18 protein-coding genes and 1 riboswitch are annotated in these 25,159 nt (G+C 73.6%); of the genes, 9 read left to right on the top strand and 9 right to left on the bottom strand.

Going from position 1 to position 25,159, the window contains the following annotated elements; genetic code table 11:
• Nucleotides 1-17 precede the first annotated feature (17 nt).
• Both pulA and CPE01_RS09935 read right to left on the bottom strand, forming a co-directional pair.
• Nucleotides 18-7,058 carry a pullulanase-type alpha-1,6-glucosidase gene (gene pulA / locus CPE01_RS16760; RefSeq protein ID WP_246783853.1) on the bottom strand — a complete coding sequence of 2,347 codons (7,041 nt, stop codon included), beginning with the start codon at nt 7,056-7,058 and terminating at the stop codon, nt 18-20.
• Nucleotides 7,059-7,344: 286 nt separating this feature from the next.
• A complete protein-coding gene (locus CPE01_RS09935; RefSeq protein ID WP_146806484.1) occupies nt 7,345-8,562 on the bottom strand; it encodes an NADP-dependent isocitrate dehydrogenase in 1,218 nt (405 codons plus the stop codon).
• A gap of 194 nt (nt 8,563-8,756) precedes the next feature.
• Here CPE01_RS09935 and CPE01_RS09930 point away from each other — a divergent pair, with 194 nt between their 5' ends.
• Nucleotides 8,757-9,833 (top strand): aquaporin, encoded by a 1,077-nt coding sequence (locus tag CPE01_RS09930; protein ID WP_146806483.1) that lies wholly within the window; start codon nt 8,757-8,759, stop codon nt 9,831-9,833.
• A 166-nt stretch (nt 9,834-9,999) separates the two neighbouring features.
• Here CPE01_RS09930 and CPE01_RS16435 read toward each other — a convergent pair whose 3' ends face one another.
• Nucleotides 10,000-10,317, bottom strand: coding sequence for a DUF3017 domain-containing protein (locus tag CPE01_RS16435; protein ID WP_186811490.1), 318 nt, complete (start codon nt 10,315-10,317; stop codon nt 10,000-10,002).
• A 415-nt stretch (nt 10,318-10,732) separates the two neighbouring features.
• Here CPE01_RS16435 and CPE01_RS09920 point away from each other — a divergent pair, with 415 nt between their 5' ends.
• The gene (locus CPE01_RS09920) at nt 10,733-11,986 is read left to right on the top strand and encodes an NAD(P)/FAD-dependent oxidoreductase (RefSeq protein WP_146806482.1); all 1,254 of its coding nucleotides are present in this window, start codon (nt 10,733-10,735) and stop codon (nt 11,984-11,986) included.
• 80 nt (nt 11,987-12,066) lie between these two features.
• Here CPE01_RS09920 and purH read toward each other — a convergent pair whose 3' ends face one another.
• Entirely contained in the window at nt 12,067-13,701 is a 1,635-nt protein-coding gene (gene purH, locus CPE01_RS09915; RefSeq protein ID WP_246783852.1) for a bifunctional phosphoribosylaminoimidazolecarboxamide formyltransferase/IMP cyclohydrolase, read from the bottom strand.
• Between the two features lie 31 nt (nt 13,702-13,732).
• Nucleotides 13,733-13,821, bottom strand: a riboswitch (ZMP/ZTP riboswitch).
• Between the two features lie 3 nt (nt 13,822-13,824).
• A complete protein-coding gene (locus CPE01_RS16430) occupies nt 13,825-14,586 on the bottom strand; it encodes a TetR-like C-terminal domain-containing protein (protein ID WP_186811489.1) in 762 nt (253 codons plus the stop codon).
• Nucleotides 14,587-14,731: 145 nt separating this feature from the next.
• Here CPE01_RS16430 and CPE01_RS09905 point away from each other — a divergent pair, with 145 nt between their 5' ends.
• A complete protein-coding gene (locus tag CPE01_RS09905) occupies nt 14,732-15,688 on the top strand; it encodes an NAD-dependent epimerase/dehydratase family protein (protein WP_146806480.1) in 957 nt (318 codons plus the stop codon).
• Between the two features lie 97 nt (nt 15,689-15,785).
• Nucleotides 15,786-16,355, top strand: a complete 570-nt coding sequence (locus CPE01_RS09900) for an SLC5/6 family protein (protein ID WP_146806479.1) — start codon at nt 15,786-15,788, stop codon at nt 16,353-16,355.
• Between the two features lie 19 nt (nt 16,356-16,374).
• Here the strand turns inward: CPE01_RS09900 and CPE01_RS09895 are convergent, their stop codons facing one another.
• The 3 genes from CPE01_RS09895 to sucC all read right to left on the bottom strand — a co-directional run bounded on the left by CPE01_RS09895 (nt 16,375) and on the right by sucC (nt 19,956).
• The gene (locus tag CPE01_RS09895; protein WP_246783851.1) at nt 16,375-17,661 is read right to left on the bottom strand and encodes a cell division protein PerM; all 1,287 of its coding nucleotides are present in this window, start codon (nt 17,659-17,661) and stop codon (nt 16,375-16,377) included.
• Nucleotides 17,662-17,866: 205 nt separating this feature from the next.
• Nucleotides 17,867-18,757 carry a succinate--CoA ligase subunit alpha gene (gene sucD / locus CPE01_RS09890; RefSeq protein WP_146806477.1) on the bottom strand — a complete coding sequence of 297 codons (891 nt, stop codon included), beginning with the start codon at nt 18,755-18,757 and terminating at the stop codon, nt 17,867-17,869.
• Nucleotides 18,758-18,780: 23 nt separating this feature from the next.
• Entirely contained in the window at nt 18,781-19,956 is a 1,176-nt protein-coding gene (gene sucC, locus CPE01_RS09885) for an ADP-forming succinate--CoA ligase subunit beta (protein WP_146806476.1), read from the bottom strand.
• Nucleotides 19,957-20,338: 382 nt separating this feature from the next.
• Here sucC and CPE01_RS09880 point away from each other — a divergent pair, with 382 nt between their 5' ends.
• From CPE01_RS09880 to CPE01_RS09870, 3 genes are all read left to right on the top strand, one after another.
• The gene (locus CPE01_RS09880; protein ID WP_146806475.1) at nt 20,339-21,103 is read left to right on the top strand and encodes a hypothetical protein; all 765 of its coding nucleotides are present in this window, start codon (nt 20,339-20,341) and stop codon (nt 21,101-21,103) included.
• Nucleotides 21,100-21,405, top strand: a complete 306-nt coding sequence (locus CPE01_RS09875) for a type VII secretion target (RefSeq protein ID WP_146806474.1) — start codon at nt 21,100-21,102, stop codon at nt 21,403-21,405. The genes CPE01_RS09880 and CPE01_RS09875 overlap by 4 nt, the downstream gene beginning before the upstream one ends.
• Before the next feature lie 72 nt (nt 21,406-21,477).
• Nucleotides 21,478-22,239 (top strand): hypothetical protein, encoded by a 762-nt coding sequence (locus tag CPE01_RS09870; protein WP_146806473.1) that lies wholly within the window; start codon nt 21,478-21,480, stop codon nt 22,237-22,239.
• On the opposite strand, the gene CPE01_RS09865 is transcribed toward CPE01_RS09870, so the two are convergent.
• Entirely contained in the window at nt 22,169-24,298 is a 2,130-nt protein-coding gene (locus CPE01_RS09865) for an ABC transporter ATP-binding protein (protein ID WP_246783856.1), read from the bottom strand. The two genes, CPE01_RS09870 and CPE01_RS09865, sit on opposite strands and share 71 nt — an antisense overlap.
• Nucleotides 24,299-24,411: 113 nt before the next feature.
• Here CPE01_RS09865 and CPE01_RS09860 point away from each other — a divergent pair, with 113 nt between their 5' ends.
• Nucleotides 24,412-24,636: an RNA polymerase subunit sigma-70 gene (locus CPE01_RS09860; protein ID WP_146806472.1), complete on the top strand. Its 225-nt coding sequence runs from the start codon at nt 24,412-24,414 to the stop codon at nt 24,634-24,636.
• Nucleotides 24,636-25,157 (top strand): Clp protease N-terminal domain-containing protein, encoded by a 522-nt coding sequence (locus tag CPE01_RS09855; RefSeq protein WP_146806471.1) that lies wholly within the window; start codon nt 24,636-24,638, stop codon nt 25,155-25,157. Before CPE01_RS09860 ends, CPE01_RS09855 begins: the two co-directional genes overlap by 1 nt.
• Nucleotides 25,158-25,159: the final 2 nt, after the last annotated feature.

Genomic DNA, 25,159 nt, shown 5'->3' with positions numbered 1-25,159 from the left:
TGCTCACGTCCGGAGGGTCACTCCTCGCCGAGCCGTCGGCTGCGGCGGACGACGAGCACGAGCACGAGTCCCGCGAGCACCGCGACCGCACCGAGGGCCGCCGCGACGCCGGGCTCGAACCCGGTCACCCCGAGCTCGGCATCAGCCGCCACGACCTGCAGCGGCGAGGCACCGCTCGTCCCCGAGGCCAGGCCGCGGACCTCGAGCGTGTGGTCACCGATCGGCGTGTCCGCAGGAACCGTCACGACCGCGTCGACCGTGCCGTCCGACGAGGCCGTCACGCCCAGCAGCAGCCGGGGCGTGGAGTGCAGCCACACCTGGACGCGCTCACCGGGGTCGAAGCCCGAGCCGCGCACGTCGAGCGCGCTGCCGCGACGCACCGTGTCGACGGCGAGGTGCGCGTGCGGCTTCGGCCTGGGCTTGGCCGTCGTCCTCGGCTTCGGCGTGGGCTTGGCCGTCTTGGTGGGCTTCGGCGTGGGCTTGGCCGTCTTGGTGGGCTTGGGCGCGGGCGTCGGCTTGGCCGTCCTCGTCGGCTTCGGCGTCGGCGTGGGCTTGGCCGTCTTCGTCGGCTTCGGCGTCGGCGTCGGCGTGCTCGTCGGCGTGGGCGTCGGGCTCGCCGTGGGGGTCGCCGTCGGGGTGGGGGTGGGCGTCGGGGTCGGGTCGACGCCACCTTGCTTCTCGACGAGCACCGCGACCGTGCGCGCCGGCACCGTCACGGTCCCGGTCTGCGCGTCCCACGTCGTCGCCCTGACGACCTCGTCGGCCCCGGCGGCCTGGACCGCCGACAGCGCGTAGTCCCGTCCGACAAGCTCGTCGATGACCTGCGTGGTCGCGTCCGGGCTCGCGTTGAAGACGACGAGCAGGCCGTCGAGCGCGGGGTCGGCGTCCTGGGCGCGCGTGTCGTCGACGTGCATGACGATCACACCGGGCGTGGCGTCCGGGCCGCTGCCGGGGAACGTGACCTTCTCCCCGATCAGCTCCGCCGACCCCAGGCGCAGCAGCCGGGTCGAGGACCGCAGCCGGAGCAGGTCGAGCGCCTGCGCGCTCGCCGTCGCGACGTCGTCGGCCGAGGGCTTGAGCGAGGCGTCCTCGAGCAACGGGGTCTGGTACTGCCACTTCGCCTGGTTGTCCGCGGTCGGCGGCAGGCCGTGGCCGAAGCCGTTGTCCTGGCCGGTCCAGTCGATCGCGTTGAACCAGTCGCCCGAGTTGTAGCTGTTGCGGTCGAGCGACTTGCTGCGCAGGCGGTCGGCGCCCGCGTGCCAGAACGACGGCGTCTGCGCGAGCGCGGTCGTCGCGAGCGACAGCGTGTTCATCCGGATGCGGTCGCTCATCGCGGTGGCCTGCGGGAGCTTCATCGTGAGCGAGTCCCACAGGGTCTCGTTGTCGTGCGCGTCGACGTACGTGACGACCTCGTCGGGCTCGGTCGCGTACCCGGCCGGCTGCCCGTTGTAGTCGATCTCGCTGCCCTTGCGCACGGTCCCGTCGCTCGTGCGGAACGCGTAGTCCTTGAGGTTGCCCGCGAGCCCGAGTCGCACGAGGTCGCCCTGGTGCTGCACCGAGGCGAGCTGGTCGGCCTCGTCGCCGTTGATCGCGGCGCCGTTCGGGTCGGTGTACTGGCCCGAGCCGAAGCCCTGCACGCGCGGGTCCTCGTCGAACGGGCCTCCGCCACGGACCGCGTCGCGCAGCCGGTCGGAGAACGTCCCGATGCCGGTGCCGCCCAAGTTGCCCTGCCGCGCCTGCTCGAACAGGGCGTCGTCGGCCACCTCGCCGAAGTTCCAGCCCTCGCCGTACAGGTAGATCGCCGACCCGTCGACGCCGTCCTTCGCGAGCGTCAGCTCGTCGAGCGCGTCCCGGACGGCCTGCATGTTGGCGACCGAGTGGTGGCCCATGAGGTCGAACCGGAACCCGTCGACCTTGTACTCCTTGGCCCACAGGACCACCGAGTCGACCATGAGCTTGCCCGCGAGCGCGTGCTCGGTCGCGACGTTCGAGCAGCACGTGCTCGTCTGCACGTTCCCTGCCGCGTCGAGGCGGTGGTAGTACCCGGGCACGACCTTGTCGAGCACCGAGGTGTCCGCCTGGCCGGCCGCCGAGGTGTGGTTGTAGACCTCGTCGAGCACGACCTGCAGCCCGGTCGCGTGCAGCGCACCGACCATCGTGCGGAACTCCCCGACGCGCGCCGCGCCCTGCGGGTCGACCGCGTACGAGCCCTCCGGGGCCTGGTAGTGGAACGGGTCGTAGCCCCAGTTGAAGCCGTCCGCGTCCGCGACCGCGCCGACGCACGCCTGCTGCTCGGTCGACGCCGGACCGTACGACGCGAGGTCGCAGGCAGGCTCGGCCTGCTGCGTGCGGTCCTCCTGGATGGTCGCGATGTCGAACGTCGGCAGCAGGTGGACGGTGTCGAGGCCCGCCGCGGCGAGCTGCGCGAGGTGCCGCATGCCGTCGCTGTCGCGCGCGAACGCGAGGTACGTGCCGCGCTCGTCGGCCGGGACGGTCTCGTCCGCGATCGAGAAGTCACGCACGTGCAGCTCGTAGATCGCGCGGTCCACGTCGTGCTCGACCACGGGAGACGGCGTGTCCGTCCAGAGGGCGGGGCGTGTGGCCGGGTCCGCGAGGTCGACGACGACCGAGTGGGTCGAGTTCGTCGTGAGCGCGACCGAGTACGGGTCCGTCACCGCGTTCTCGACGACCGTGCGCGCCGACGGCGCGTACACCGTCACCGCGTACCGGTAGGCGGCGCCCGTCCAGCCCTCCTGGCCGGTCACGCGCCACACGCCGTCGCTGCCGCGAGCGGCCGGGACGCGCTGCGGTGCGGCGGACGTGGCCCCGGTCCACAGCAGGAGGTCGACGTCCTGCGCGGTGGGCGCCCACAGCGCGAACGACGGGACGTCGCCGTCCCACGTGACACCCAGGTCCGCGTCCGCGGCGGCGTCGGCGTACAGGTCGTCGACGACGCCCGGGATCTGCACCCCGGTGAACGCCGCGGGGCCCTCGTCGGTCGCCGCGAGCACGCGCAGCTCACCCTGCAGCAGCTCGGCCGCGTCGGACGGGTCCACGTGCAGCGCGGCGTAGCCGGCCAGCGCCGGGAACGTCGCGGTCACGTCGGCGGGCAGCCCCGCCGGGTCGTACGTGAGCGGCAGCGCGTCGCCGCCCGTGACCTCACCGTCGGCGAGCCCGAGGCCACCGGTCGGCGAGTGGTGCAGCGAGAACGTCAGGTCGGCCGCGTCGGCGTCGACGAGGTCGCGCGGCCACGCGATCGTGTCGGCCGTGACCCAGTGGGCGCGCGCCTGCCCGGTGCCGGGCAGCGGCGGGTCCTGGACTGTCACGGTGAGCACCTTCGTCGCGGAGTCGAACGAGAACAGCACCTGCTTGTCCGCGGTCGCGGAGAAGGCGATGTTGTCACCACCGGGGACGCCACCGGCGCCCCAGTTGAGCGTCCAGGACAGGTCCTGGGTGACCTTCACCTGGTACGAGCCGGTCGGCAGGCTCGTCGTCGCGAACTCGTACGTGCCGTCGCCGTCGCCGTCCTGCAGCAGCGCCGCGAGGCAGTCCGGCTGCCAGTCGCCGGGGCAGCCGAGCTCGGACTGGAAGTCGCCCGCGAGCGTGAACAGCGGTCCCTGCGCGCTCGACGTGAACAGGTGCGAGACGGGGTCGTAGACGAACGTGACGTCGGTCGTCGCGGTCAGCGAGTAGGCGACGTTCGCGCCGTCCCGCACACCACCCGCGCCGTAGTTCTCCGTCCACGAGCCGCCGATCGCGACCTTGTACTCGTAGTCGCCCGCAGCGATCGAGAACGTGCCCGCGTACACGCCGCCCGGCCGCAGCGTCAGGACCGCCTGCGTGCAGTCCGGCTGCCAGTCGCCGGGGCACCCCATCTCGGAGTTGTGGCTCCCGGGGACGGTGACGAGCAGGTCGCCGCCCGGCTCCTCGGGCCGGCCCGCGTCGATCGTGAGCACGCCCGTCGCGATGTCGAGGCTGAACGTGGCCGTGGGCGTCTCGGCGGTCACCGAGAACGCGACGTTGCCGCCCTCGGCGGTGCCGTAGCTCGTCGCCCAGTCGAAGCCCTTGACCGCCTTGGCCTCGTAGGAGCCCGCCGGGATGGCCGAGGTCGTGTACGTCCACACGCCGTCGCGGTCCGGGTCGGCGAGCAGCCCCGTCAGGCACGTGCTGCTCCAGTCCGCGGCGCAGCCGAGCTCGGACTGGAAGCTGCCCGCGACCGTGTAGACCGCGCCCGCGGCGTCGTTGGTGACGCGGTGCGTCGACGGGTCGTACCAGAACGTCACCGGCCGGTCGGGGTCGGTCACCGTGTAGGTGATGTTCCCCGCCGGGGAGTTCTTGACCCCGTCCTCGCCGTAGTTCTCGTGCCAGGCACCGTTCTCGGCACCCTGCTGCTCGTAGTACGCCGCGCCCACCGCGGCCTTGTACTGGTAGGTGCCTGCGGGCAGCGTGAACGTGCCCGACCAGCGGCCGTCGGCCTGCAGCGTGAGCTCGGCCGCGGTGCAGGTCGGCTGCCAGTCGGCGCTGCAGCCCATCTCGGAGTTGTGCTCGCCGGGGATCGTCACGATGCTCTCGGCGTCGGCGACGACGGGCGTCCCCGGGCCGTAGCCCTCGCCGACGGTCGCGTACGTCGTGGCAACCGACGCGTTGCCGCTCGCGTCCCGCACGACCGCGCGGTACTCGACGAGCGCCCCCGCTGCCAGTCCCGCCGTCGTGTGGAACACGCGCGGACGGCCCGTGTCGGACGTGCCGAGCGTCATCCACTCGTCGTCGCCCGCGACGCGGTAGTCGAACGTGGTCTCGGCGTAGGCCTCCTCGTCGAGCGTGACCGCGAGCTCCTCGAGCGCGGTGACCGGCAGGCCGGGCGTGCCGACGAAGGTCGCGTCGACCGCGCTCGCACGCGCCGGCAGCGGGCTCGTCGCGCGGTACACGACGGCCGACAGGGCCGGGACCGTGAGCTCGACGTCGCCGTCCGCGACGACCGAGCCGGTCGCGCCGTACAGCGCCTCGAACGTCGCGTCGGGGCTCAGCGGCGAGAACGTCGCACTCTTCGTCGTCGTCGCGTTGTTCACCGCGACCAGGTACTCGACCCGCTCGTCGCGGTCGACGCGCGACAGCGCGTACACGCCCGTGCCGTCGGCGACCGACTGCTCGACCTGCGCGCCGTCGACCAGCGCTCGGTGGTCGGCGCGCAGCGCACCGAGCTCGGCGATCGCCTCGTACAGCGTGCCGTCCGTGCCGTAGTGGTCGCCCGTGCCGAGGGGCGTGCCGTCGATGAGCGCCTGGTCGGCGTACGAGTCGACCTGCGTGCCGAACAGCGACTGCCGCGCGTCCTTGTCGCCGCCCGTCCCGACGAAGCCCTGCTCGTCGCCGTAGTACACGACCGGCTGGCCGCGCGTGAGGAACATGAGCTGGTGCGCGAGCACGTCGCGCTGCTCCGCCGCGTCCTTGCCGGCCAGGAAGTACCCGATGCGGCCCATGTCGTGGTTGCCGAGGAAGGTCGGCAACGCGTACGCGCTCGAGTCCGGGGTCGTGTAGTAGTCGTCAGACGCGAACAGCCCCGACAGGCTCTTCGCGGAGCCACCGCCCGCGTAGCCCGACGCCGCGGACTGGAACGCGAAGTCGAGCACCGAGCTCATGTCGGTGTTCCGGACGTACGGGCTGGTCTTCGTCGCGTCGGCGTCGTAGACCTCGCCGAACATGAAGAAGTCGTCCTTGCCCGTGGCGCGCGCGTGGTCCATGACCTGCTGCGTCCAGGACTGCCAGAACTCCATGTTCACGTGCTTGACCGTGTCGATCCGGAAGCCGTCGATCCCGAAGTCGACCCAGTCGGAGAAGATCTGCGCCATGCCGTCGACGACGACCGGGTTCTCGGTCATGAGGTCGTCGAGCGCGCCGAAGTCACCGAGCGTCGAGGACTCCCCCGCGTACGTCGAGCTGCCGCGGTTGTGGTACAGCGTCGGGTCGTTGAGCCAGGCCGGGACCTTGACGTCCGCCTCCTCCTCGCTGACGACCGGGGTGTACGGGAACGACGTCGCGGGGTCCAGCTCGGGGAACGTCCGGCCGACGACGTCCGCGAGCAGGAACGCGTCGCCGTCGGCGTCGGTGTAGGGCTCGTCGGCCTGCGACACGTACGGGTACGGGTCGGAGCCCGCCTGCGGCGCCTCGGCGTACGTGATCACGTCCGCCGTGTGGTTCGCGATGATGTCGAAGTACACGTCGATGCCGAGCGCGTGCGCGTCGTCGATGAGCTCCGCCAGCTCGGCCTTCGAGCCGTAGTGCGGGTCGATCGACGTGAAGTCCGTGACCCAGTAGCCGTGGTAGCCGGCCGAGACGTCGTCGGTCCCCGCACCCTGCACGTACTTGTTGGTGAAGGACGGCGTGAGCCAGATGGCCGTCGTGCCCAGTCCCTTGATGTAGTCGAGCTTGCCGCGCAGGCCGGCGAGGTCACCGCCCTGGTAGAAGCCCTTGTCGGCGGGGTCGAAGCCTGTCGTGAGCCGGTCACCCGTCACACCGCCGCGGTCGTTGCTCGCGTCGCCGTTCGCGAACCGGTCGGTCATGACGAAGTAGAACTGCTCGCCCGACCCCGGCTGACGCACGGGGGCGACCGGCGTCGCGTCCTGCTCGGCCTCGGTCTGCAGGTCGAGCGGTGTCAGGGACGTGCGGCCGGTCGCGAGGTCGAAGTCGACCTGCAGGCGCGTGCTGCCCGCGAGCACGAGCGGGATGTTCGCGGCCCCCGCGTCGCTCGACCCGGCGAAGCCGTACGCGGTGCCCCACGCGTGGTCGGCGACGACCTTGAACTCGTAGCTGCCCGCGGGGAGCGTCACGGTGGTCGCGTAGTGGCCCGCGCTGCCGTCGACCGGGTCGAGGTCGCCCGCGGTGCACGCGGGGTCCCAGTCGGCCGGGCAGCCGATCTCGGACTGCAGGTCGCCGACGAGCGTGTACGTGGTCTCGTCGGCCGCGGACGCCGCCTGCTGGACGACGAGCGCGCCCGCGAGGGCGAGGACGGAGGCGGTGAGCGCCGCCAGGGGGCGACGGGCTCGCGCGAGGACGCTGGACATGCGGCGACTCCTTCGTCTCCGCGCGGGGCGCGGGCATGCGGTGGGCTGCCCCGCGAGTCGTTCGCTGCGGTCGATCGCACTCGCGGGGCTCCGGCGACAGCGGCGTCGACGGACTGGCGGCAACGTACTGGCTTACGGCAAGTTGCAGCAAGAGTTTGCGAGGGTCGTGTCCGACCCGTGACCAACCGCCCCAAAGCCACCCAGGTCGCCCCCACCGAACCGCCCCGGGACGACGAACGGCGCCCTCCCCGGTGCGGGGAGGGCGCCGTCGACGTCGCTGCGGGGGTCAGCCCAGGCGCGCCGCGAGGTTCTCGTCGAGCGCCGCGAGGAACTCCTCCGTGGTGAGCCACGGCTGCTCCGGACCGATGAGGAGCGCGAGGTCCTTCGTCATCTTGCCGCTCTCGACCGTCGTGATGACGACGTCCTCGAGCGTCTCGGCGAAGCGCGTGACGTCGGGGGTGCCGTCGAGCTTGCCGCGGTGCTTGAGGCCGCCCGTCCACGCGAAGATCGAGGCGATCGGGTTCGTCGACGTCGGCTTGCCCGCCTGGTGCTGGCGGTAGTGACGCGTCACCGTGCCGTGCGCCGCCTCGGCCTCGACCGTCTTGCCGTCCGGGGTCATGAGGACCGACGTCATCAGGCCCAGCGAGCCGAAGCCCTGCGCGACCGTGTCGGACTGCACGTCACCGTCGTAGTTCTTGCACGCCCAGACGTAGCCGCCCTCCCACTTCATCGCGGCGGCGACCATGTCGTCGATCAGGCGGTGCTCGTACGTCAGGCCCGCGGCGTCGAAGTCCGCCTTGAACTCCGCGTCGAACACCTCCTGGAAGATGTCCTTGAACGCGCCGTCGTACGCCTTGAGGATCGTGTTCTTCGTCGACAGGTACACCGGGTACCCGCGCTGCAGGCCGTACGCGAACGACGCACGCGCGAAGTCGCGGATCGACTCGTTGAAGTTGTACATGCCCATCGCGACGCCGCCCGCCTCCGGGTACGTCACGACCTGCTGCTGGATCGGCTCCGAGCCGTCCGCCGGCTCGAACGTCAGCGTGAGCGTGCCCGCGCCGGGGACCTTGAAGTTGGTCGCCTTGTACTGGTCGCCGTGCGCGTGACGGCCGATGATGATCGGCTTGTTCCAGCCCGGGACGAGCCGCGGGATGTTCGAGATGATGATCGGCTCACGGAACACCACGCCGCCGAGGATGTTGCGGATCGTGCCGTTGGGCGACAGCCACATCTTCTTGAGGCCGAACTCCTCGACGCGCGCCTCGTCGGGCGTGATCGTCGCGCACTTGACGCCGACGCCGTGCTCCTTGATCGCGTGCGCCGCGTCGACCGTCACCTGGTCGTCCGTCGCGTCACGGTTCTCGATCGACAGGTCGTAGTACCGCAGGTCGATGTCGAGGTACGGGTGGATCAGGCGGTCCTTGATGAACTGCCAGATGATGCGCGTCATCTCGTCGCCGTCGAGCTCGACGACCGGGCCGACAACCTTGATCTTCGCCATGCGGAACTCCTTGCTGGGAACGGGGCCGGGCCAAGATTACTCGACATCGAGAGATCTCCCCGGGCGAACGACCGCGAGGCTGGTCACGTCCGACGGCCGTCGTCACCGATTTTGGTGCCTCACAGCACCCGCGGCACAGGGTTGGGCCTGGCATATTGGCCCGCGAACCACTCGAACCGACCGACAGGACCGCCATGTCCCAGGACAACACCGCCGGCACGCCGGACCCGCAGGGCACGCAGCCTCCGGCGGACCCCACCACGGAGCCCGCGACCACCGCGTCGACGCCCGAGCCCACGGAGCCGGTCACGGCCGCTGCGCCCGCTGAGCCTGCCGCACCCGCCGCGCCCGCCACGCCCGTCGACCCCGAGCCCGCCGCGGCGGAGCCCGACTACGACGCGTACGTCATCCCGGCCGGAGCCGTCGTGGTGGAGGGACCCAGCCTGGCGGCACGCCTCGGAGCCGAGGTGTTCGGCACGTTCGTGCTCGTCCTCGTCGGCCTCGGCGTCGCGATGTACGCGGCCCTCGGCTCGATCGGCGGCGGCGCCCTCGGCGTCGCGCTCGGCTTCGGCCTCGCGGTGCTCGCGGCCGCGGCCGCCGTCGGCCACGTCTCCGGCGGCCACTTCAACCCGGCCGTGACGCTCGGCGCCGCGCTCGCGGGCCGCACGTCGTGGAAGGACCTGCTCCCCTACTGGCTCGCGCAGCTGGTCGGCGGCGCGCTCGGCGCGGCGGTCATCTTCATCGCCGTCCCGTCCACCCTCCCCGAGGCCCTCGGCAAGAGCGGCGTGCGCGAGTTCTTCTCCGGCGTCGCCAACGGCTACGGCGAGCACTCGCCGCTCAACACGCTCGTCCAGAGCGGCACCGGCGGCGCGAGCACCGCCGAGTTCACGCTGTTCGCCGCGCTCGTGCTCGAGCTCGTCGCGACCGGCATCTTCGTCGGCGTGATCCTCGGCGCGACCGACCGCCGCGCGCCCAAGGGGCTCGCGCCCGTCGCGATCGGCGTGGCGCTCGCCGTCCTGCTGCTCGTGACCATCCCCGCGACCAACGGCTCGCTCAACCCTGCCCGCTCGTTCGCCGCGGCGATCTTCTCCGAGTCGTGGGCGTGGAAGCAGCTGTGGGTGTTCGCCGTCGGTCCGTTCCTCGGTGCCGCGCTCGCGGGCATCGTCTACCGCGCGTTCGCGGCCGAGCCCGTCGACCAGGACAACCTGCTCGAGGAGGACGACGTCTACGTCACGCAGGAGGACGTCGTCGTCGTGGACACCCAGCGCTGATCCGCTGACGACACGCGAAGGGGTCCGGGACGTCGTCCCGGGCCCCTTCGTCGTCTCCGAGCGGGGAGCTCTCCCTGCGCGGCGTCGTGGTGCGAGTGACCGGCTTCGGGCGACGCGTCGAGCGCGCGGCGCGTCGTCGCGCTCGGGCCGGGTCCGTGCCCGACGCTCAGATCTCGGGCGTGGGCAGCAGCGCCGCGAGCACCGCGATCGACACCGCCAGGAAGCACAGGATCGTCACGTCGACGGCGCGCGATCGCACCGCGAGCGCGACCGGACCCGGCGCGGGGCGGACCGCGCGCACCGCGGCCGCAGCCGCCAGCAGCGTGGACAGCACCCACGCCCCGGCCGCGGTGCCCGCCACCAGCGCGACGACGCACGCGACGACGACGCCGCCGCACGTCCACCACAGCGACGCGTTGCGCGACGCCTGCAGCGAGGCGCGCGCGATCGCGCGCGGGTCCAGGGGCCGTTCGGCTGCCGGCACGTCCGCGGCGGGTGCGGCCGCGGTGACCCCGGCGTCCGGAGCGGCGGCCGGCCCCGAGGCGACGGAGGGCGCGCCGGCCGGCGGCTGCTCAGCGGGGCGGGCTTCAACGGGGCGGGCCTGAGCGGGGTAGGGCTCAACGGGGCGGGGCTCAGGGGTGCGCCGCTCAGCCGGGCGCGCCTGAGCGGTGGGCGGCTGGTTCACCGGAGGCCAGGCCATCGACCGCGCAGGGATCGGGGTGAGCGCGGGAGGTGCGACCGGCACGGCAGCCGAGGTCACAGGACCGGGCGGGCGCGGGGTCGACGTCTCGGGCAGCGTCGGACCCTGCCCCGAGCGCTGCGTCGCGTCCCGGTGCACGTGGCCGTGCACACGTTCGTGAACCATCCCGCCTCCCGACCGCTGAGACTACCGTTGCCGGGTGAGCCCCACGCCCCCCGGATCGCCGTCGCCCGCCGCCGTCCCGGAGTCCGTGCTCGTCGTGGGGGCCGGGCTGGCCGCGACGCAGACCGTCGCGGCGCTGCGTGACGCCGGGTTCGCGGGCCGCGTCGTCGTGCTGGGTGCCGAGGGCGTACCACCGTACGACCGGCCCCCGCTGTCCAAGCACCTGCTCGACCGCGTGGCGCCCGCGTGGCTCGCCGACGAGGTCGGCACGGACATCACGTCCCAGGCCGACGAGGTGCACCTCGACCGACCCGCGCGCGGCCTCGTCGTGCACCCTGACCGTGCCACCGTCCTGACGGACGCCGGCGACGTCACGGCCGACGCAGTCGTCGTCGCGACCGGTGCGCACGCGACCCGGCCGCCCGCCTGGACCGCCGCGCGCACGCTGCACACCGCAGCGGACGCCGAGCACCTGCGCGCCGCGCTGCGCCCGGGCGACCGGCTCGTCGTCGTGGGTGCGGGCTGGATCGGCGCGGAGGTCGCGGGTGTCGCGGCGCGTGCGGGCGTGGACGTCACCGTGGTCGAGGCCGCGCCCACGCCGCTCGCCGCCGCGCTCGGAGCGCAGGTCGGCGCGCTGACGGTGCCCTGGTACGGCGAGCACGGCGTCCGGCTGCTCACCGGGCGGCAGGTGGCCGCCGTGGACGACGACGGCGTCCGGCTCACCGACGGGACGACGCTGCGGGCCGACGTGGTGCTCGCCGCCGTCGGCGCGCGGCCCGCCACCGCCTGGCTCGGTGACGCGCTGCCGCGCGAGACCGACGGCGCGCTGCGGGTGGACGAGGGTTTCGCGGTGCTCGGCGCGCCGCGCCACGTGCGCGCGGTCGGCGACGTGACGCTGCGCCGCTCGCACCGGCACGGCTGGGTGCCGGGCGGGCACTGGGACGGCGCGCTGCGTGACCCGGCCGAGCTCGTCGCCGACCTGCTCGACCCGGGCGCGACCGCAGCGCGCGCCGACCGGGCCCCGTACGTGTTCTCGACGCAGCTCGGGCGTGAGCTCACGCTCTTCGGCCAGCCCGCTCCGGGCGACGAGGTCGTGCTGCGCGGCGACGCGGCCGCGGGCGGCGGCTGGAGCGCACTGTGGTACCGCCCGGGGGCGGACACGCTCAGCGCCGTCCTCACCGTCGACCGACCGCGCGACGTCGGCGCGGCCCGGCGCCTGTTCACCGCGGCGGAGCTGCCCGTCCTGGCACGCACGCGCGCGGCCGACCCCGACCTGCCGCTGCGCGCCTGAGCAGGCCGCGAGCCCCGTCCCGCGCGGGGACGAGGCTCGCGGTCGGTCAGGCCTCGGTGCCGCGGTCGCGGCGAGCGACGTCAGTGCGCGAAGTGGCGCGTGCCCGTCAGGTAGAGCGTGACCCCCGCGGCGCGGGCGGCCTCGATGACCTCCTCGTCGCGCACCGAACCACCCGGCTGGACCACCGCGCGCACACCCGCGTCGAGCAGGACCTGCAGGCCGTCCGCGAACGGGAAGAACGCGTCGGAGGCCGCGACCGCGCCCCGCGCGCGCTCGGCGCCGCCCGAGTTCGCGCGCTCGACCGCGAGGCGGCACGAGTCGACCCGGTTGACCTGCCCCATCCCCACGCCGACCGACGCGCCGTCGTCCGCGAGCAGGATCGCGTTGGACTTCACCGCGCGGACCGCACGCCAGGCGAACGCCAGGTCCGCGAGCGTCGCGTCGTCGGCGGCCTCGCCCGTCGCAAGCGTCCACGTGGCCGGGTCGTCGCCCGCCGCGTCGACACGGTCGACGTGCTGCAGCAGCAGGCCGCCGGACACCGGACGCATCTCGACGATCGGCGCCTCGGGAGCGTCGACGACGAGCAGCCGGATGTTCTTCTTCTGCGTGAGGACCGCGAGCGCGTCGTCGTCGAACGCGGGCGCCACGACGACCTCGGTGAACACCGGTGCGATCTGCTCCGCCGCGGCGAGCGTCACGCGCTGGTTCGTCGCGATCACGCCGCCGAACGCGGACACCGGGTCGCACGCGTGCGCCTTGGCGTGCGCGTCCGCGACGTCCGCCCCGACCGCGATCCCGCACGGGTTGGCGTGCTTGATGATCGCGACGGTGGCCGCGTCGCCGTGGTCGTGCGCGGCGCGCCACGCGGCGTCCGCGTCGACGTAGTTGTTGTAGCTCATCGCCTTGCCGTGCAGCTGCGTGGCGCCGGCCAGGCCCTGACCGGCGCGGCCCGCCTCGGACAGGTACAGGGCCGCGGACTGGTGCGGGTTCTCGCCGTACCGGAGCACCTCGCCGCGCGTCCACTGCGCGCCGACGAGCGCGCCGAAGCCCGACTCGAGCGCCTGCTCGTCGGGCGCGTACGCGTTCGCGAACCAGCCCGACACCGCGATGTCGTACGCCGCGGTGTGCGCGAACGCCTCCGCCGCGAGCAGCCGGCGCTGCGCGAGCGTGAACCCGCCGCCCGCCGCGGCAGCGGCCACGTCCTCGTACCGGGCGGGGTCGACGACGACCGCGACGCTCGGGTGGTTCTTCGCCGCCGCGCGGACCATCGACGGCCCCCCGATGTCGATCTGCTCGACGCACTCGTCGGGACCGGCGCCCGACGCGACGGTCTGCGTGAACGGGTACAGGTTGACGACGACGAGCTCGAACGCCTCGATGCCGAGCTCGTCGAGCTGCGCGAGGTGCTCGGGCCGGCGCGTGTCCGCGAGGATCCCGGCGTGCACGCGCGGGTGCAGCGTCTTCACGCGCCCGTCGAGGCACTCGGGGAACCCGGTGAGGCCCTCGACCTTCGTCACCGGGATGTCCGCGGCGGCGATCGTCGCGGCGGTCGAGCCGGTCGAGACGAGCTCGACGCCCGCGGCGTGCAGCTCGGTCGCGAGCGTCACGAGCCCGGTCTTGTCGTAGACGGAGACGAGCGCGCGGCGCACGGGGCGGCGGGTCTCGTCAGAGGCCGGGTCGAGCTGGGTGCTGGGGACGGGAGGGACAGCGCTCACGGCACACTCCTGGGTCGGCATCGAGGTGGGACCCAGGCACCCAGGCGGGCGGTGCACTGCAGGGGCACTTCAGCCGCTCCCCGGTGGTCGGTCCCACCTTCGCCAGTCACGGCCGTGACGAGTCTAGCCCTCGAGCTCCACGCGCAACCCGACTCCCGCTGCGACGCTCGCGAGCGTGATGTCGAAGGCCCGTGCGGGGTCGGCGGCGACGTTCGTCAGGTGGCCGAACAGCTCGGCGGCGACGGCACCGAGCAGGGCCTCGAACAGCGTGCAGGACCGTACGACGAGCGCCGCGACCTGCTCGGACGAGCCGGCCTGCGCCGTAGCCGGGCCGCCGGCACCGGGCAGGCTGCGCGCGAGCTCGATCGCCAGCGGCGCGACCAGGCCGTCGCTGCGACCGTCGGCCGGGGACGGACCCAGCTCGCCGCGCGCGTGCGCGTCGACGAGCGGGGTCGCCAGAGCGGCCCACACACGCGTCGCGTGCGCGATGGTGTCCCGGGGCGCGGCGTACCCCGGCACGGGCGTGCCGTAGATGAGCTCGTAGGAGTGGCGGTGCTCGACCGCCCAGCTGCGCAACGCCCGGCCCACCGCGAGCCAGGTCTGCCCCGGTGTCGCCGACCTCGCGGCGGCGTGGGCGAGGGCGCGCTCGCACGCGTCGGCGACCTCGTCGTAGGCCTCGACGATGAGCAGCGTCAGCAGGGCGTCGCGCGACTCGACGTAGCGGTACACCGCGGACGAGGCGACCCCCAGGTCGCGCGCCAGGGCCCGTAGCGAGAGCTGCGCGGCGCCCTCGGCGGCGATCCGCGCACGCGCGGCGGCCAGCAGGTCGGCCCGGAAGGCCGCACGGGCCCGCGCGCGTGGGGTCGTGGGGGCGTCCGGGCTCATCGCCCGATGATGCCTGACGCGAGCAGTGCTCATCAATGTGATCGCCGCTCTTGACGGCGTCGGCGCCAAGCGTGAGCATTGATCTCATTCGAGAGCACCGCTCACGCTTCCGACCGTCGTCGGAGCCCGTCGTCCAGGAGCACCCATGCCCCGTCACGTCATCATCGGCAAAGGGCCGGTCGGCACGTCGCTCGCCCGGCTGCTCACGTCGCACGGGCACGAGGTCCTCGTCATCTCCCGGTCCGGCGGGACCGAGGGTGGGACGCGCCCCGCCGTACCCGGACCGTGGACGCATGTCGCGGCCGACGCCTCGGACGCCCGGACCCTCGCCCGACTGGCCCACGGCGCCGTCGCCCTGCACCAGTGCGCCAACCCCCGCTACGACCGGTGGCCGACCGCGTGGCCCGGCCTGCACCGCGCCGCGCTGGACGCCGCGCAGGCGACCGGTGCGGTGCTCGTCGTGGCGGCCAACCTGTACGGCTACGGCGCCGGAAGCGGCGTCATGCGGGAGGACACACCGCTGTCCAGCACCGAGGCCAAAGGTCGCGTGCGCGCCGCGATGTGGCACGAGACGGCGGCGCGCACGGCGGCGGGCGACGTGCGCGCGACCGAGGTACGCGCGTCCGACTACCTCGGCCCGCTGGCGACCGGCGACGCGCACGCGGGCGACCGACTGCTGCGGCCCGTGCTGCGCGGCGGCACCGCGCGCCCGATCGGCGACCCGGACCAGCCGCACTCGTGGACCTACCTGCCCGACATGGTCGCCGCGATGGCCGCCGCGGCACGCACGCACGCCGCCTGGGGACGCCCCGTCCTGGCGCCGACGAACCCGCCCCTGACCTACCGCGAGCTCGCCTCCCGCCTCGCCGCCCGGGCGGGGACGGCCGTGCCCCGCATCGCCCCGGTGCCCGGTGCCGTGCTCGCTGCGGCGGGCGTCGTCTCGCCCGTGCTGCGCGAGGTGCACCGCACCCGCTACCAGTTCGTCGAGCCGTTCGAGATGGACTCGACCGCCTCTGAGTCGCTCCTGGCACTGTCCCCGACGCCCTGGGACGAGATCGTCGACGAGACCGTGTCCTGGTGGCGCACCCACCTGACCCGCTGACACCCGCGAACGCCCGCTGGCAGGAGGTGGACGCCACGGCGCCGCCGGTGCGCGGTGGGCTGCGGCACGTGTGGGACGCCTGGGCGAGAATGGGTGCGTGAGCAACCCCTACGCGCCGCCGGACGACCGGCCGACCCACGGCGCGGCGCCCGCGAGCGGCACCCACGAGCGCGACGACCCCGAGCCGGGCCCCGCGCAGCAGCAGGGACCCCGGGCGGGCTGGGGGCTGCCGCCCGCGCAGCGCCCCGTCGCTCCCCCGCCGCACGAGACCCCGGCACCCGACCCCGAGCAGGTTGCCGCGATCACCCGCAGCGCCCGGACGTTCGCGGCTCTCATGCTCGCCGCGGTGCTCACGAGCTCGTTCCCGGTCCCGTGGCAGGCCGCCGGCCTGGCCTTCACCGTGCTCGCGCTCGTCGTCGGCGCGCGCGCACTCGTGCGAGCCGTCCGGGCGCGCGTGCGCGGCGCGCTCACCGGGATGCTCATCGGCGGCGTGGGGCTCGCGGCGTTCTGGCTCGTCGTCTCGAGCGCCATGGCCCTCATGTGGCCGCTGTACCTGGACCGCCAGGAGTGCCTCGCCGGTGCGCTGACCATCAGCGCGCGTCAGGAGTGCGAGACGCAGTTCAAGGAGTCGGTCGACGAGTGGCTCCAGAGCCGCACCCCGCGCTAGGCGCCGGCACGGCCGGGAGCTAGGACCGTCGCAGCCGCCCCCACCCGCGCCGGATCGCCTGCACGGTGGCGGCGCGCAGCAGGCGGTCGGCGGGGACCACCACGACGAGCGCGCCGACGAGCATCTCGAGCGCGACGTATCCGCCGACGAGCAGGGCGGGTGCACCGATCTCGGACATCCGCCCCGGGCCGATCCCGCCGGACGCGGGCAGGACCACGAGGGCCACGGCCACGCCGGTCAGCAGGGCCGTCGCGAGGCACGCCGCGGTCGCGCTCCAGGCGCGCAGCCCGTCGCGCGAGCGCAGCCCCCGGTGCAGGTACCAGCCGGCCACGCCGCCGCACGCGACGACGAGCAGCGGCGCCAGCAACGAGGGCCCGCCGGTCAGGTCCGCACCCGGCAGCGCGCCGAGCATCGGCACCGCCGGCAGCGTGCCGCCCGCCATCGTGTCGACGGCGAAGTGCGAGCCCTCACCCACGGCGAACCCGGGCCCGGCGACCCAGGCGATCGCCCACACGACCAGCACCGGTGCGAACGCGAGCTCGGCGAGCGCGAGCACCGCCCCACCGAGCAGGTCGACGCCGAGCGCCTCGGCGATCGCGACGATCGTCGTGCGACCCGCGAGCACCCAGGCGGTCACGACGAACGCGGCGACGAGCACGAGCGCGGCGAACGCGACGGTGGCGGCCTCGACCGCGGTCGCGATCACGACGGGCAGCCGCCCGTGCACGGGCCGCGTGAGCTCGCGCCAGGGCGGGGCCTCCGGCCGCGCGAGCAACCCCGCGGCGATCCCGGTCCCGCCGACGAGCGCGCCACCGACGAGCCCGCGCAGCCCCGCGGCCGGACCACCGACGAGCGCGCCCAGCACCGCGACGACCAGCGCGTACGTGACGGTCCCCGACAGGAACGCCGCGCGTTCGACCACCCCGGACCGCCGCGCCGACGCCCAGGACGTGAACACCGCGAGCAGCGTGATCCCGAGCGGGACCAGCGTGACCTGGGCGCCCGCCACGTCGGGCGGCACGCCGTGCCCGGCGACCCACAGGCTCGTCCCGACGACGACCGAGCGGAACCACTCGACGCCCTCGTTCGCCGGGTCGGCCGACGTCGCGACGTAGGCGGCGACCGCCGGCAGGACGACGACGAGGAGCGACAGCAGAGCGCCCTGCAGCGCCGCGAGGGCACCCGCGACCCAGCGGGGCGAGCCGTCGAGCGCGCTGACGAAGAACGCGGAGGAGCGTCCGTTGCGGCCGGGCGCGGCGCCGGGGCGCGTGCGCGGGCGGTCGCGCTCACCGGTCAGGACACTCACCGCCTCATCGTCGCCGCACGCGCACCCGGAACCCGGCACGCCGCCCGGCGCGTCCCGACATCCGACGCATCCTCACGAGTCCCTCACATCCCGGTGCGCGGGGACACGATGGCACCGGGCCGCCCTGGCGAACGTCGCATGCGCCGGCGAACGACGAACGCGCCGCTCCGGGCGGACCGGGACGGCGCGTTCGTCGTGACGGGTGTCAGGCGGAGAGCAGCTCGCGCGCCAGCGCGGCGGTCTCGGACGGCGTCTTGCCGACCTTGACGCCCGCGGCCTCGAGGGCCTCCTTCTTCGCCTGCGCCGTGCCCGACGAGCCGGACACGATCGCGCCGGCGTGGCCCATCGTCTTGCCCTCGGGCGCGGTGAAGCCCGCGACGTAGCCGACGACCGGCTTGGTCACGTGCGCCTTGATGAACTCGGCGGCACGCTCCTCGGCGTCGCCGCCGATCTCGCCGATCATCACGATGACGTCCGTGTCCGGGTCCGCCTCGAACGCGGCGAGCGCGTCGATGTGCGTGGTGCCGATGATCGGGTCACCGCCGATGCCGACCGCCGACGAGAACCCGAAGTCCCGCAGCTCGTACATCATCTGGTAGGTCAGGGTGCCGGACTTGGAGACCAGGCCCACGCGGCCGGGGCCGGTGATGTCCGCCGGGATGATGCCGACGTTCGACTTCCCGGGGCTGATCAGGCCGGGGCAGTTCGGGCCGATGAGACGCACGCCCTTGTCCTGCGCGTAGGCGAAGAACTCAGCGGTGTCGGCGACCGGGACGCCCTCGGTGATGATGACGACGAGCGGGATGCCCGCGTCCACAGCCTCGATGACCGCGCCCTTGGTGTGAGCCGGCGGCACGAAGATCACGGACACGTCGGCGCCCGTGGCCTCGATGGCCTCGGTCACGGAGCCGAAGACGGGGACGTCGACCGTGCCCTCGCCCTGCGGGAACGACGCGCTCGTGCCGGCCTTGCGCGGGTTCACGCCGCCGACGACGTTCGTGCCGGACGCGAGCATGCGCGTCGTGTGCTTGGTGCCCTCGGACCCGGTCATGCCCTGGACGATGACCTTGCTGGCCTCGGTGAGGAAGATCGCCATGTCAGTTGCTCTCTCTCGTCGTCTCAGGCGTTCGCGAGCTCGGCGGCCTTGTCCGCTCCGCCGTCCATCGTGTCGGCGAGCGTGACCAGCGGGTGGTTCGCGTCGGCGAGGATCCGGCGGCCCTCGACGACGTTGTTGCCGTCGAGGCGCACCACGAGCGGCTTGCTCGCCTCGTCGCCGAGGATCTCGAGCGCCGCCACGATGCCGTTGGCGACCGCGTCGCACGCCGTGATGCCGCCGAAGACGTTGACGAACACGGACTTGACCTGCGGGTCGGTCAGGATGATGTCCAGACCGGCGGCCATGACCTCGGCCGACGCGCCGCCGCCGATGTCGAGGAAGTTGGCGGGCTTGACGCCGCCGTGCTTCTCGCCGGCGTAGGCGACGACGTCGAGCGTGCTCATGACGAGCCCCGCGCCGTTGCCGATGATGCCGACCTCGCCGTCGAGCTTGACGTAGTTGAGGTCCTTCTCCTTGGCGCGCGCCTCGAGCGGGTCCGCCGCGGCGGCGTCCTCGAGCTCGAGGTGGTCCGCGTGCCGGAAGTCCGCGTTGGCGTCGAGCGACACCTTGCCGTCGAGCGCGACGATGTCGCCGTCCTCGGTCAGCACCAGCGGGTTGACCTCGACGAGCGTCGCGTCCTCGTCGCGGTACACGACCCACAGCTTCTGCAGCACGTCGGCGACCTTGCCGGCGATCGCGGCGTCGAACCCGGCGGCGGCGACGATCTCGTCGGCCTTCGCCTGGTCGATCCCCACGCGCGGGTCGACCGCGACCTTGGCCAGCGCCTCGGGGCGCTCGACCGCGAGCTGCTCGATCTCCATGCCGCCCTCGACCGAGCACATCGCGAGGTAGCGGCGCTCGGCGCGGTCCAGCAGGAGGGAGAAGTAGAACTCGCTGGCGATCTTCGCGCCCGCGGCGATCATCACGCGGTGCACGGTGTGCCCCTTGATGTCCATGCCGAGGATCTGCGACGCCTGCTCGGCGGCCTCGTCGGCGGAGCGCGCGAGCTTGACGCCACCCGCCTTGCCGCGGCCGCCGGTCTTGACCTGCGCCTTCACGACGACGACGCCCGGGGTGTCCCCCAGCAGCGTCTGGGCCGCGGCGCGCGCCTCGTCCGGTGTCGTGGCGACGATGCCACCGAGCACCGGTACGCCGTGCTTCTCGAAGATGTCCCGTGCCTGGTACTCGAACAGGTCCACTGTGGTCCCAGTTCCTCTCGTCGGCCGCGCGTCGGCGGCCTCGGTGCGGCCGTGTGCTGCGGATCGATGCTAGCCGTCTGCACGAGATCTCTTCACATCGAGAGATGTGGATCTCTTCACATCGAGAGATCCGGACCGGGTGACTCCTCGACGTCCACAAGTCCGTGAGATCGCCTGCGAAACGTCCGGATCGGGCTCTAGTGTCCGTTTCTGTCGTTCGCGGGACAACCGCGGAGGCCACCGGCGCACCGACGGTCGGGTCTCGGCGGTCGGGTCTCGGCAGTCGACCGCCACGCACGGCGAGTACAAGAACAGCACGACGCACGACGACGCGGCACGTCCGCCGCACGTCGCGCGGCAGGCACAGGCAGGGAGGCCACACATGTCCGACCGGATCGACGCGACGCCCACGGGTGTCGCAGGGAGCGCGGCGGACGTCGCGGGTGCCGTGCACCGGGTGCGAGAGGGCCTTCCGTACGAGACGACGGCATGGGACGTCGACCGCCTCGCGGGCGTCGTGCTCGACCGCAACGGCACGCCGACGCGCGTGCTCGTCGCCGACCGCTGGGACGCTCGCGCCACGCCGCAGACCCTCGCCCGCGCGGTCGTCGACGCCGGGAGGGCCGCGGCGCGTGACCTCGACGCGCAGGCACGCGCGGCGCTGCAGGAGGCCGCCGCGCGCCGGACGCGGCAGCCCGGCGTCCGCACCGCCGCAACGCACGCGGTGCCCGACGCTGCGCGCCGGGCGCCCTCCGCGGGCACTCCCCGTCCTCTCGACGAGCTCGCCGAGATCGCGATCTCGTCCCTGGCCGCCGCGTCGCACGCGTCCGCGACCGAGCTGGGAGCCACGCTCGGCGTCGGTCGTGAGCTCGACGGCGACGTGGAGGTCACGGTCGGACGCGGCGGGATCGTCGCGGTCGCGTTGCACGGGCCTCGCGTCGCGAAGGCGAGCGCTGCCGCACTGACCACGCTGCTCTCGGCCGCCGTGCAGGCCGCGGTGCAGGACCTGGCCCGACGACGGGAGCACGAGGCCCCCGCGGTCTCCGACGAGCTCCTCGCCGAGGTGCTCACGCACCTGCGGGCCTTGACCGCGGACCCGCTGAGCGCGAGCGGTGGGCGCGTCGTCGCGGCGCACGAACGCTCATGAGCGAGGGCGCGCTCGACGTCGTCCTGCGAGCGCTGCGGGGTGAGGCGCGGACGTGGGACGAGCAGGGCTCGACGCTCGCCGGCGTCGCCGACGTCACCGAGTCCCTGAGCATGAGCGCCCTGCAGGCGGGTGTGTTCCTCGTCATGCGTGACGCCTACGGACACGCGGTCGCGCACGTCGCCGCGCGGTGCCGTGAGGGCGCGGTGGTGATGTCCGAGGTCGCCAGGGCGCTGCGCGCCAACGCCGACGCGTACGAACGGCGCGACGAGGAGGTCTCCGCGCACGTCGCGGGCGCCTACTGAGCGCACGCCCGCCGACGGCCTCCTGCCGCGCACCACCCCCCGCGTCACCCCACCGTCCAGAAGGAGACCTCCGTGCTCGACACCGGCCGGTTCGACCCGAGCGGGTTCAGCCCCGCCACCTACGACGCGACGATCGAGCAGCTGCGCTCCGGGATGCGAGCCCTGACCGCGCGCATGGCGCAGATCACGCCCACGCTCGACGACACCCTCGGTCAGTGGTGGGTGCCCGGCCTCCTCGCCGACGGCCTGACCTGGTGCGCGGACCGGCTCCAGGAGCTCGGGCGCGAGCTGCTCGCCACGCTCGGCGACCTGCTCGAGGGTGCGGCCGCGCCCGCCCTGTTCTTCGTGCGCGCCTTCGAGTGGGTCACCGAGGTCGGACCTCCTGTCTCGGGCGTGGCCGCGACGACGCACCCGAACGCGCTGCGCGCTCCGCTCACCTGGACGGGCGAGGCGGCGTCGACCTACCGCGCGGCGGTCGCGGGCCAGTCCCCCGCCGCCGCGCAGGTGCAGTCCGTCTCGGGCGTCGTCGCGGCGTCGCTGTGCGCGTGCGCAGCCGCCGGCCTCGCGCTCTACGTGGCGCTCGGTGTCATCCTCGCCAAGTTCCTGACCGCGATGGTCGCGGCGATCGCCGCGCTCGGATCGGTGGTGCTCTCCTGGGCCGGGCTGCTCGTGATCGTCGAGGAGGCAGCGGTCAACACCGGCATGGTCGTGTCCGCCGTCGCCGCGTTCACCGCAGCGCAGGGCGCGGCGGCGCTCGCGCTGGTCAACGTGACGGGCGCGGCCCGTTCGCAGACGTCGCTCCCGCACGGCCACTGGCCGGCGGGGACGGCATGACCGGGCCGGGCTGCCCACCGAGCACCGCTCGGTCGAGGAGCGGGCCTCCCGTCGCGTCGGCGATGCGTTCGTCGTCCGGGACGTCGAGCGGGACCTCGTCGTCCAGCACCTCGTCGGCGCGGTCGTCGAGCGGCGCCCGGTCGGCGCGCCGGTCGGGATGGTCCGCCGGCGGCTGCGACTCCTCCTCCAGGATGCGCGACGCCGCGAGCTGCTGCGCAGCGAGCTCGGCGTAGAGCCCGCCGGCCGCGGCGAGATCGGCGTGCGTGCCGGACTCGACGATCCGGCCCGCCTCGACGACGTGGATCGTGTCCGCCGCGATGACGGTCGAGAGCCGGTGCGCGATCGACAGCGTCGTACGCCCGCGGGCCGCGTTGTCCAGCGCCTCCTGGACCACCCGCTCGGAGACGGTGTCGAGCGCTGAGGTGGCCTCGTCGAGCAGCAGCACCGGCGGGTCCTTGAGGAGCACGCGCGCGATCGCGATGCGCTGCTTCTCGCCGCCCGACAGCCGGTAGCCGCGCTCGCCGACGACGGTGTCGTAGCCGTCCACGAAGCCGGTGATGACGTGGTGGATGTTCGCAGCACGGCACGCGGCGACGATCTCCTCGTCCGTCGCGTCGGGCTTCGCGTACGTGAGGTTCTCGCGGATCGTCGCGTGGAACAGGTACGTCTCCTGCGAGACGATCCCGACGTTCTCGATCACGGACGCCTGCGTGAGGCGCCGGACGTCCTCGCCGGCGAACAGCACCTGGCCGTCGGAGGCCTCGTACAGCCGCGGCGCGAGGTACAGCACGGTGGTCTTGCCCGCGCCGGACGGTCCGACGAACGCGACGTGCCGCCCGGGCTCGGCCGTGAAGCTGATGCCGGCCAGCGTCGGGCGCGCGTCCGGGGCGGCGTCGGGGTACCGGAAGACGACGTCGCGGAACTCGACGCGACCGAGCGGCCCGGGCGCCTGAGCGACGTCGATCGCGGCGGGGTCGTCCTCGATCACGGGCGTCAGGTCGAGGTACTCGAAGATGCGCGCAAACAGCGCGCGTGACGTCTGCACGTCGAGCGCCACCCGCATGAGGCCGATCAGCGGGCCGAGCAGTCGCGCCTGCACGGTGGTGAACGCGACGACCGTGCCCGCGGTGATCGTCGCGCCGTCGCCCTGCATGAGCCAGCCCGACACGAGGTAGACGACCGCGGGCACGCTCGCCATGAGCACCTGGACGACGGCGAAGAACCCCTGGCCACTCATCGCGCGGCGCACCTGCAGCCGGACCTGGTTGTCGTTCTCCGCGCGGTACCGCGCGGACTCGGCAGCCTGCCGGTTGAACGACTTGGACAGCAGGACGCCGCTCACGCTCAACGTCTCCTGCGTGATCGACGTGAGCTCGGAGAGCGACTCCTGGGTCTCGGCGGCGATCCGCGCCCGCGCCTGCCCGACGCGGCGCTGCACCACGACGAGGCCGGGCATGAGCACGACCGCGACGAGCGTCAGGCGCCAGTCGATGAGGAGCATCGCGACGAGCGAGGCCACGACCGTGACGGCGTTGCCGAGGATCGTCGTGACGGTGTTCGTCAGCACACCGGCGACGCCGCCGACGTCGTTCTGCAGCCGCGACTGGATCACGCCGGTCTTGGTGCGCGTGAAGAAGCCCAGCTCCATCGCCTGCAGGTGCTCGAACAGCCGCACGCGCAGGTCCCCGGTGACGCGGTTGCCGACCGTCGACGTGAGCCAGGTCTGCGTGACGCCGAGCGCTGCGGACAGCAGGAACAGCCCGATCATGAGTACGACGAGTCCGACGAGCAGGTCGAGGTCGGGTCCCGTCCCGTCGGCCGGGAACAGCGCGTCGTCGAAGATCCGCTGCACGACGAGCGGCGGGATCACCGCGATCGCGGCGGACGCCACGACGATGACGCCCGTGACGACGATCCGCGCGAGGTAGGGCCGGAACAGCGCGACGACGCGGCGGCCGAGCTGCGGGACGGGCGGGGCCTGCGCGTTGAGCCGGCGCTGCGCGGCCTCGTCGACGGGACGGCCCATGCCGTGGCCGCGTACGCCCGGCCCGCCACCCATGCTCATGCGGCCACGGTAGAGCGGCGTGCGCCCGACCGCAGTGCTGCCACCATCGCCGCGCGGCGCGTCAATGTCGGTTGACATCGTCGACGCTGTCAACCTACATTGACACCATGACCGGGACCGACGCTCTCCTCACAGCGGCGGGCTCCGCGGAGCCCGCCGAAGGCCTGCGCGCCGTGCGCTCGCTGCGCACGCTCGCCGACCGGCTCGAGACGCTGCAGGTCGAACGTGCCCGCCGCCTCGGCTGGTCCTGGCAGCAGATCGCGGACTGCCTCGGGGTCACCCGGCAGGCGGTCCACAAGAAGTACGGGAAGTCCGACAAGGTGGTGCGCTGATGTTCGAACGATTCACGCAGGACGCACGCGAGGCCGTCACCCACGCGGCCGCGGAGGCCGGCGCGCTCGGCGCCGACCGGATCGCGTCCGAGCACGTCCTCCTCGCCGCGGCCCGCCTCGAGGGCCCCGCGCACGACGCGCTCGCCGCTCTCGGCGTGCACCCCGACGATCTCGCCGCGGCGGTCCGTGCCCGGCAGGGGCTCGACGACGAGGCGCTCGCCTCGATCGGCGTCGACCTCGACGCGATCCGCGCGCAGGTCGAGGCCACGTTCGGCGCCGGAGCGCTCGATGCGACGCCGAGCACGGCACCGCGAGCATTCGCGCCCGACGCCAAGAAGCTGCTCGAGCTCGCGCTGCGCGAGGCCATCCGCACGGGACGGCGCCGCATCGACAGCGGGCACCTGTTGCTCGCGGCCGTGCGCGCGCCCGAGTCCGGCGCTCGTGCCGTGCTCAGCTCGCTCGGGCTGCGCGACGACGCGGTGCGCGAGGCCGTGAGCGCGGCGTGGGCCCAGGCGGCCTGAGC

Source organism: Cellulomonas persica (genome assembly GCF_007989825.1).
GTDB lineage: Bacteria > Actinomycetota > Actinomycetes > Actinomycetales > Cellulomonadaceae > Cellulomonas > Cellulomonas persica.
Note: the sequence above shows the minus strand (reverse complement) of the source record. Positions and strands in the feature narration are given on the sequence as shown.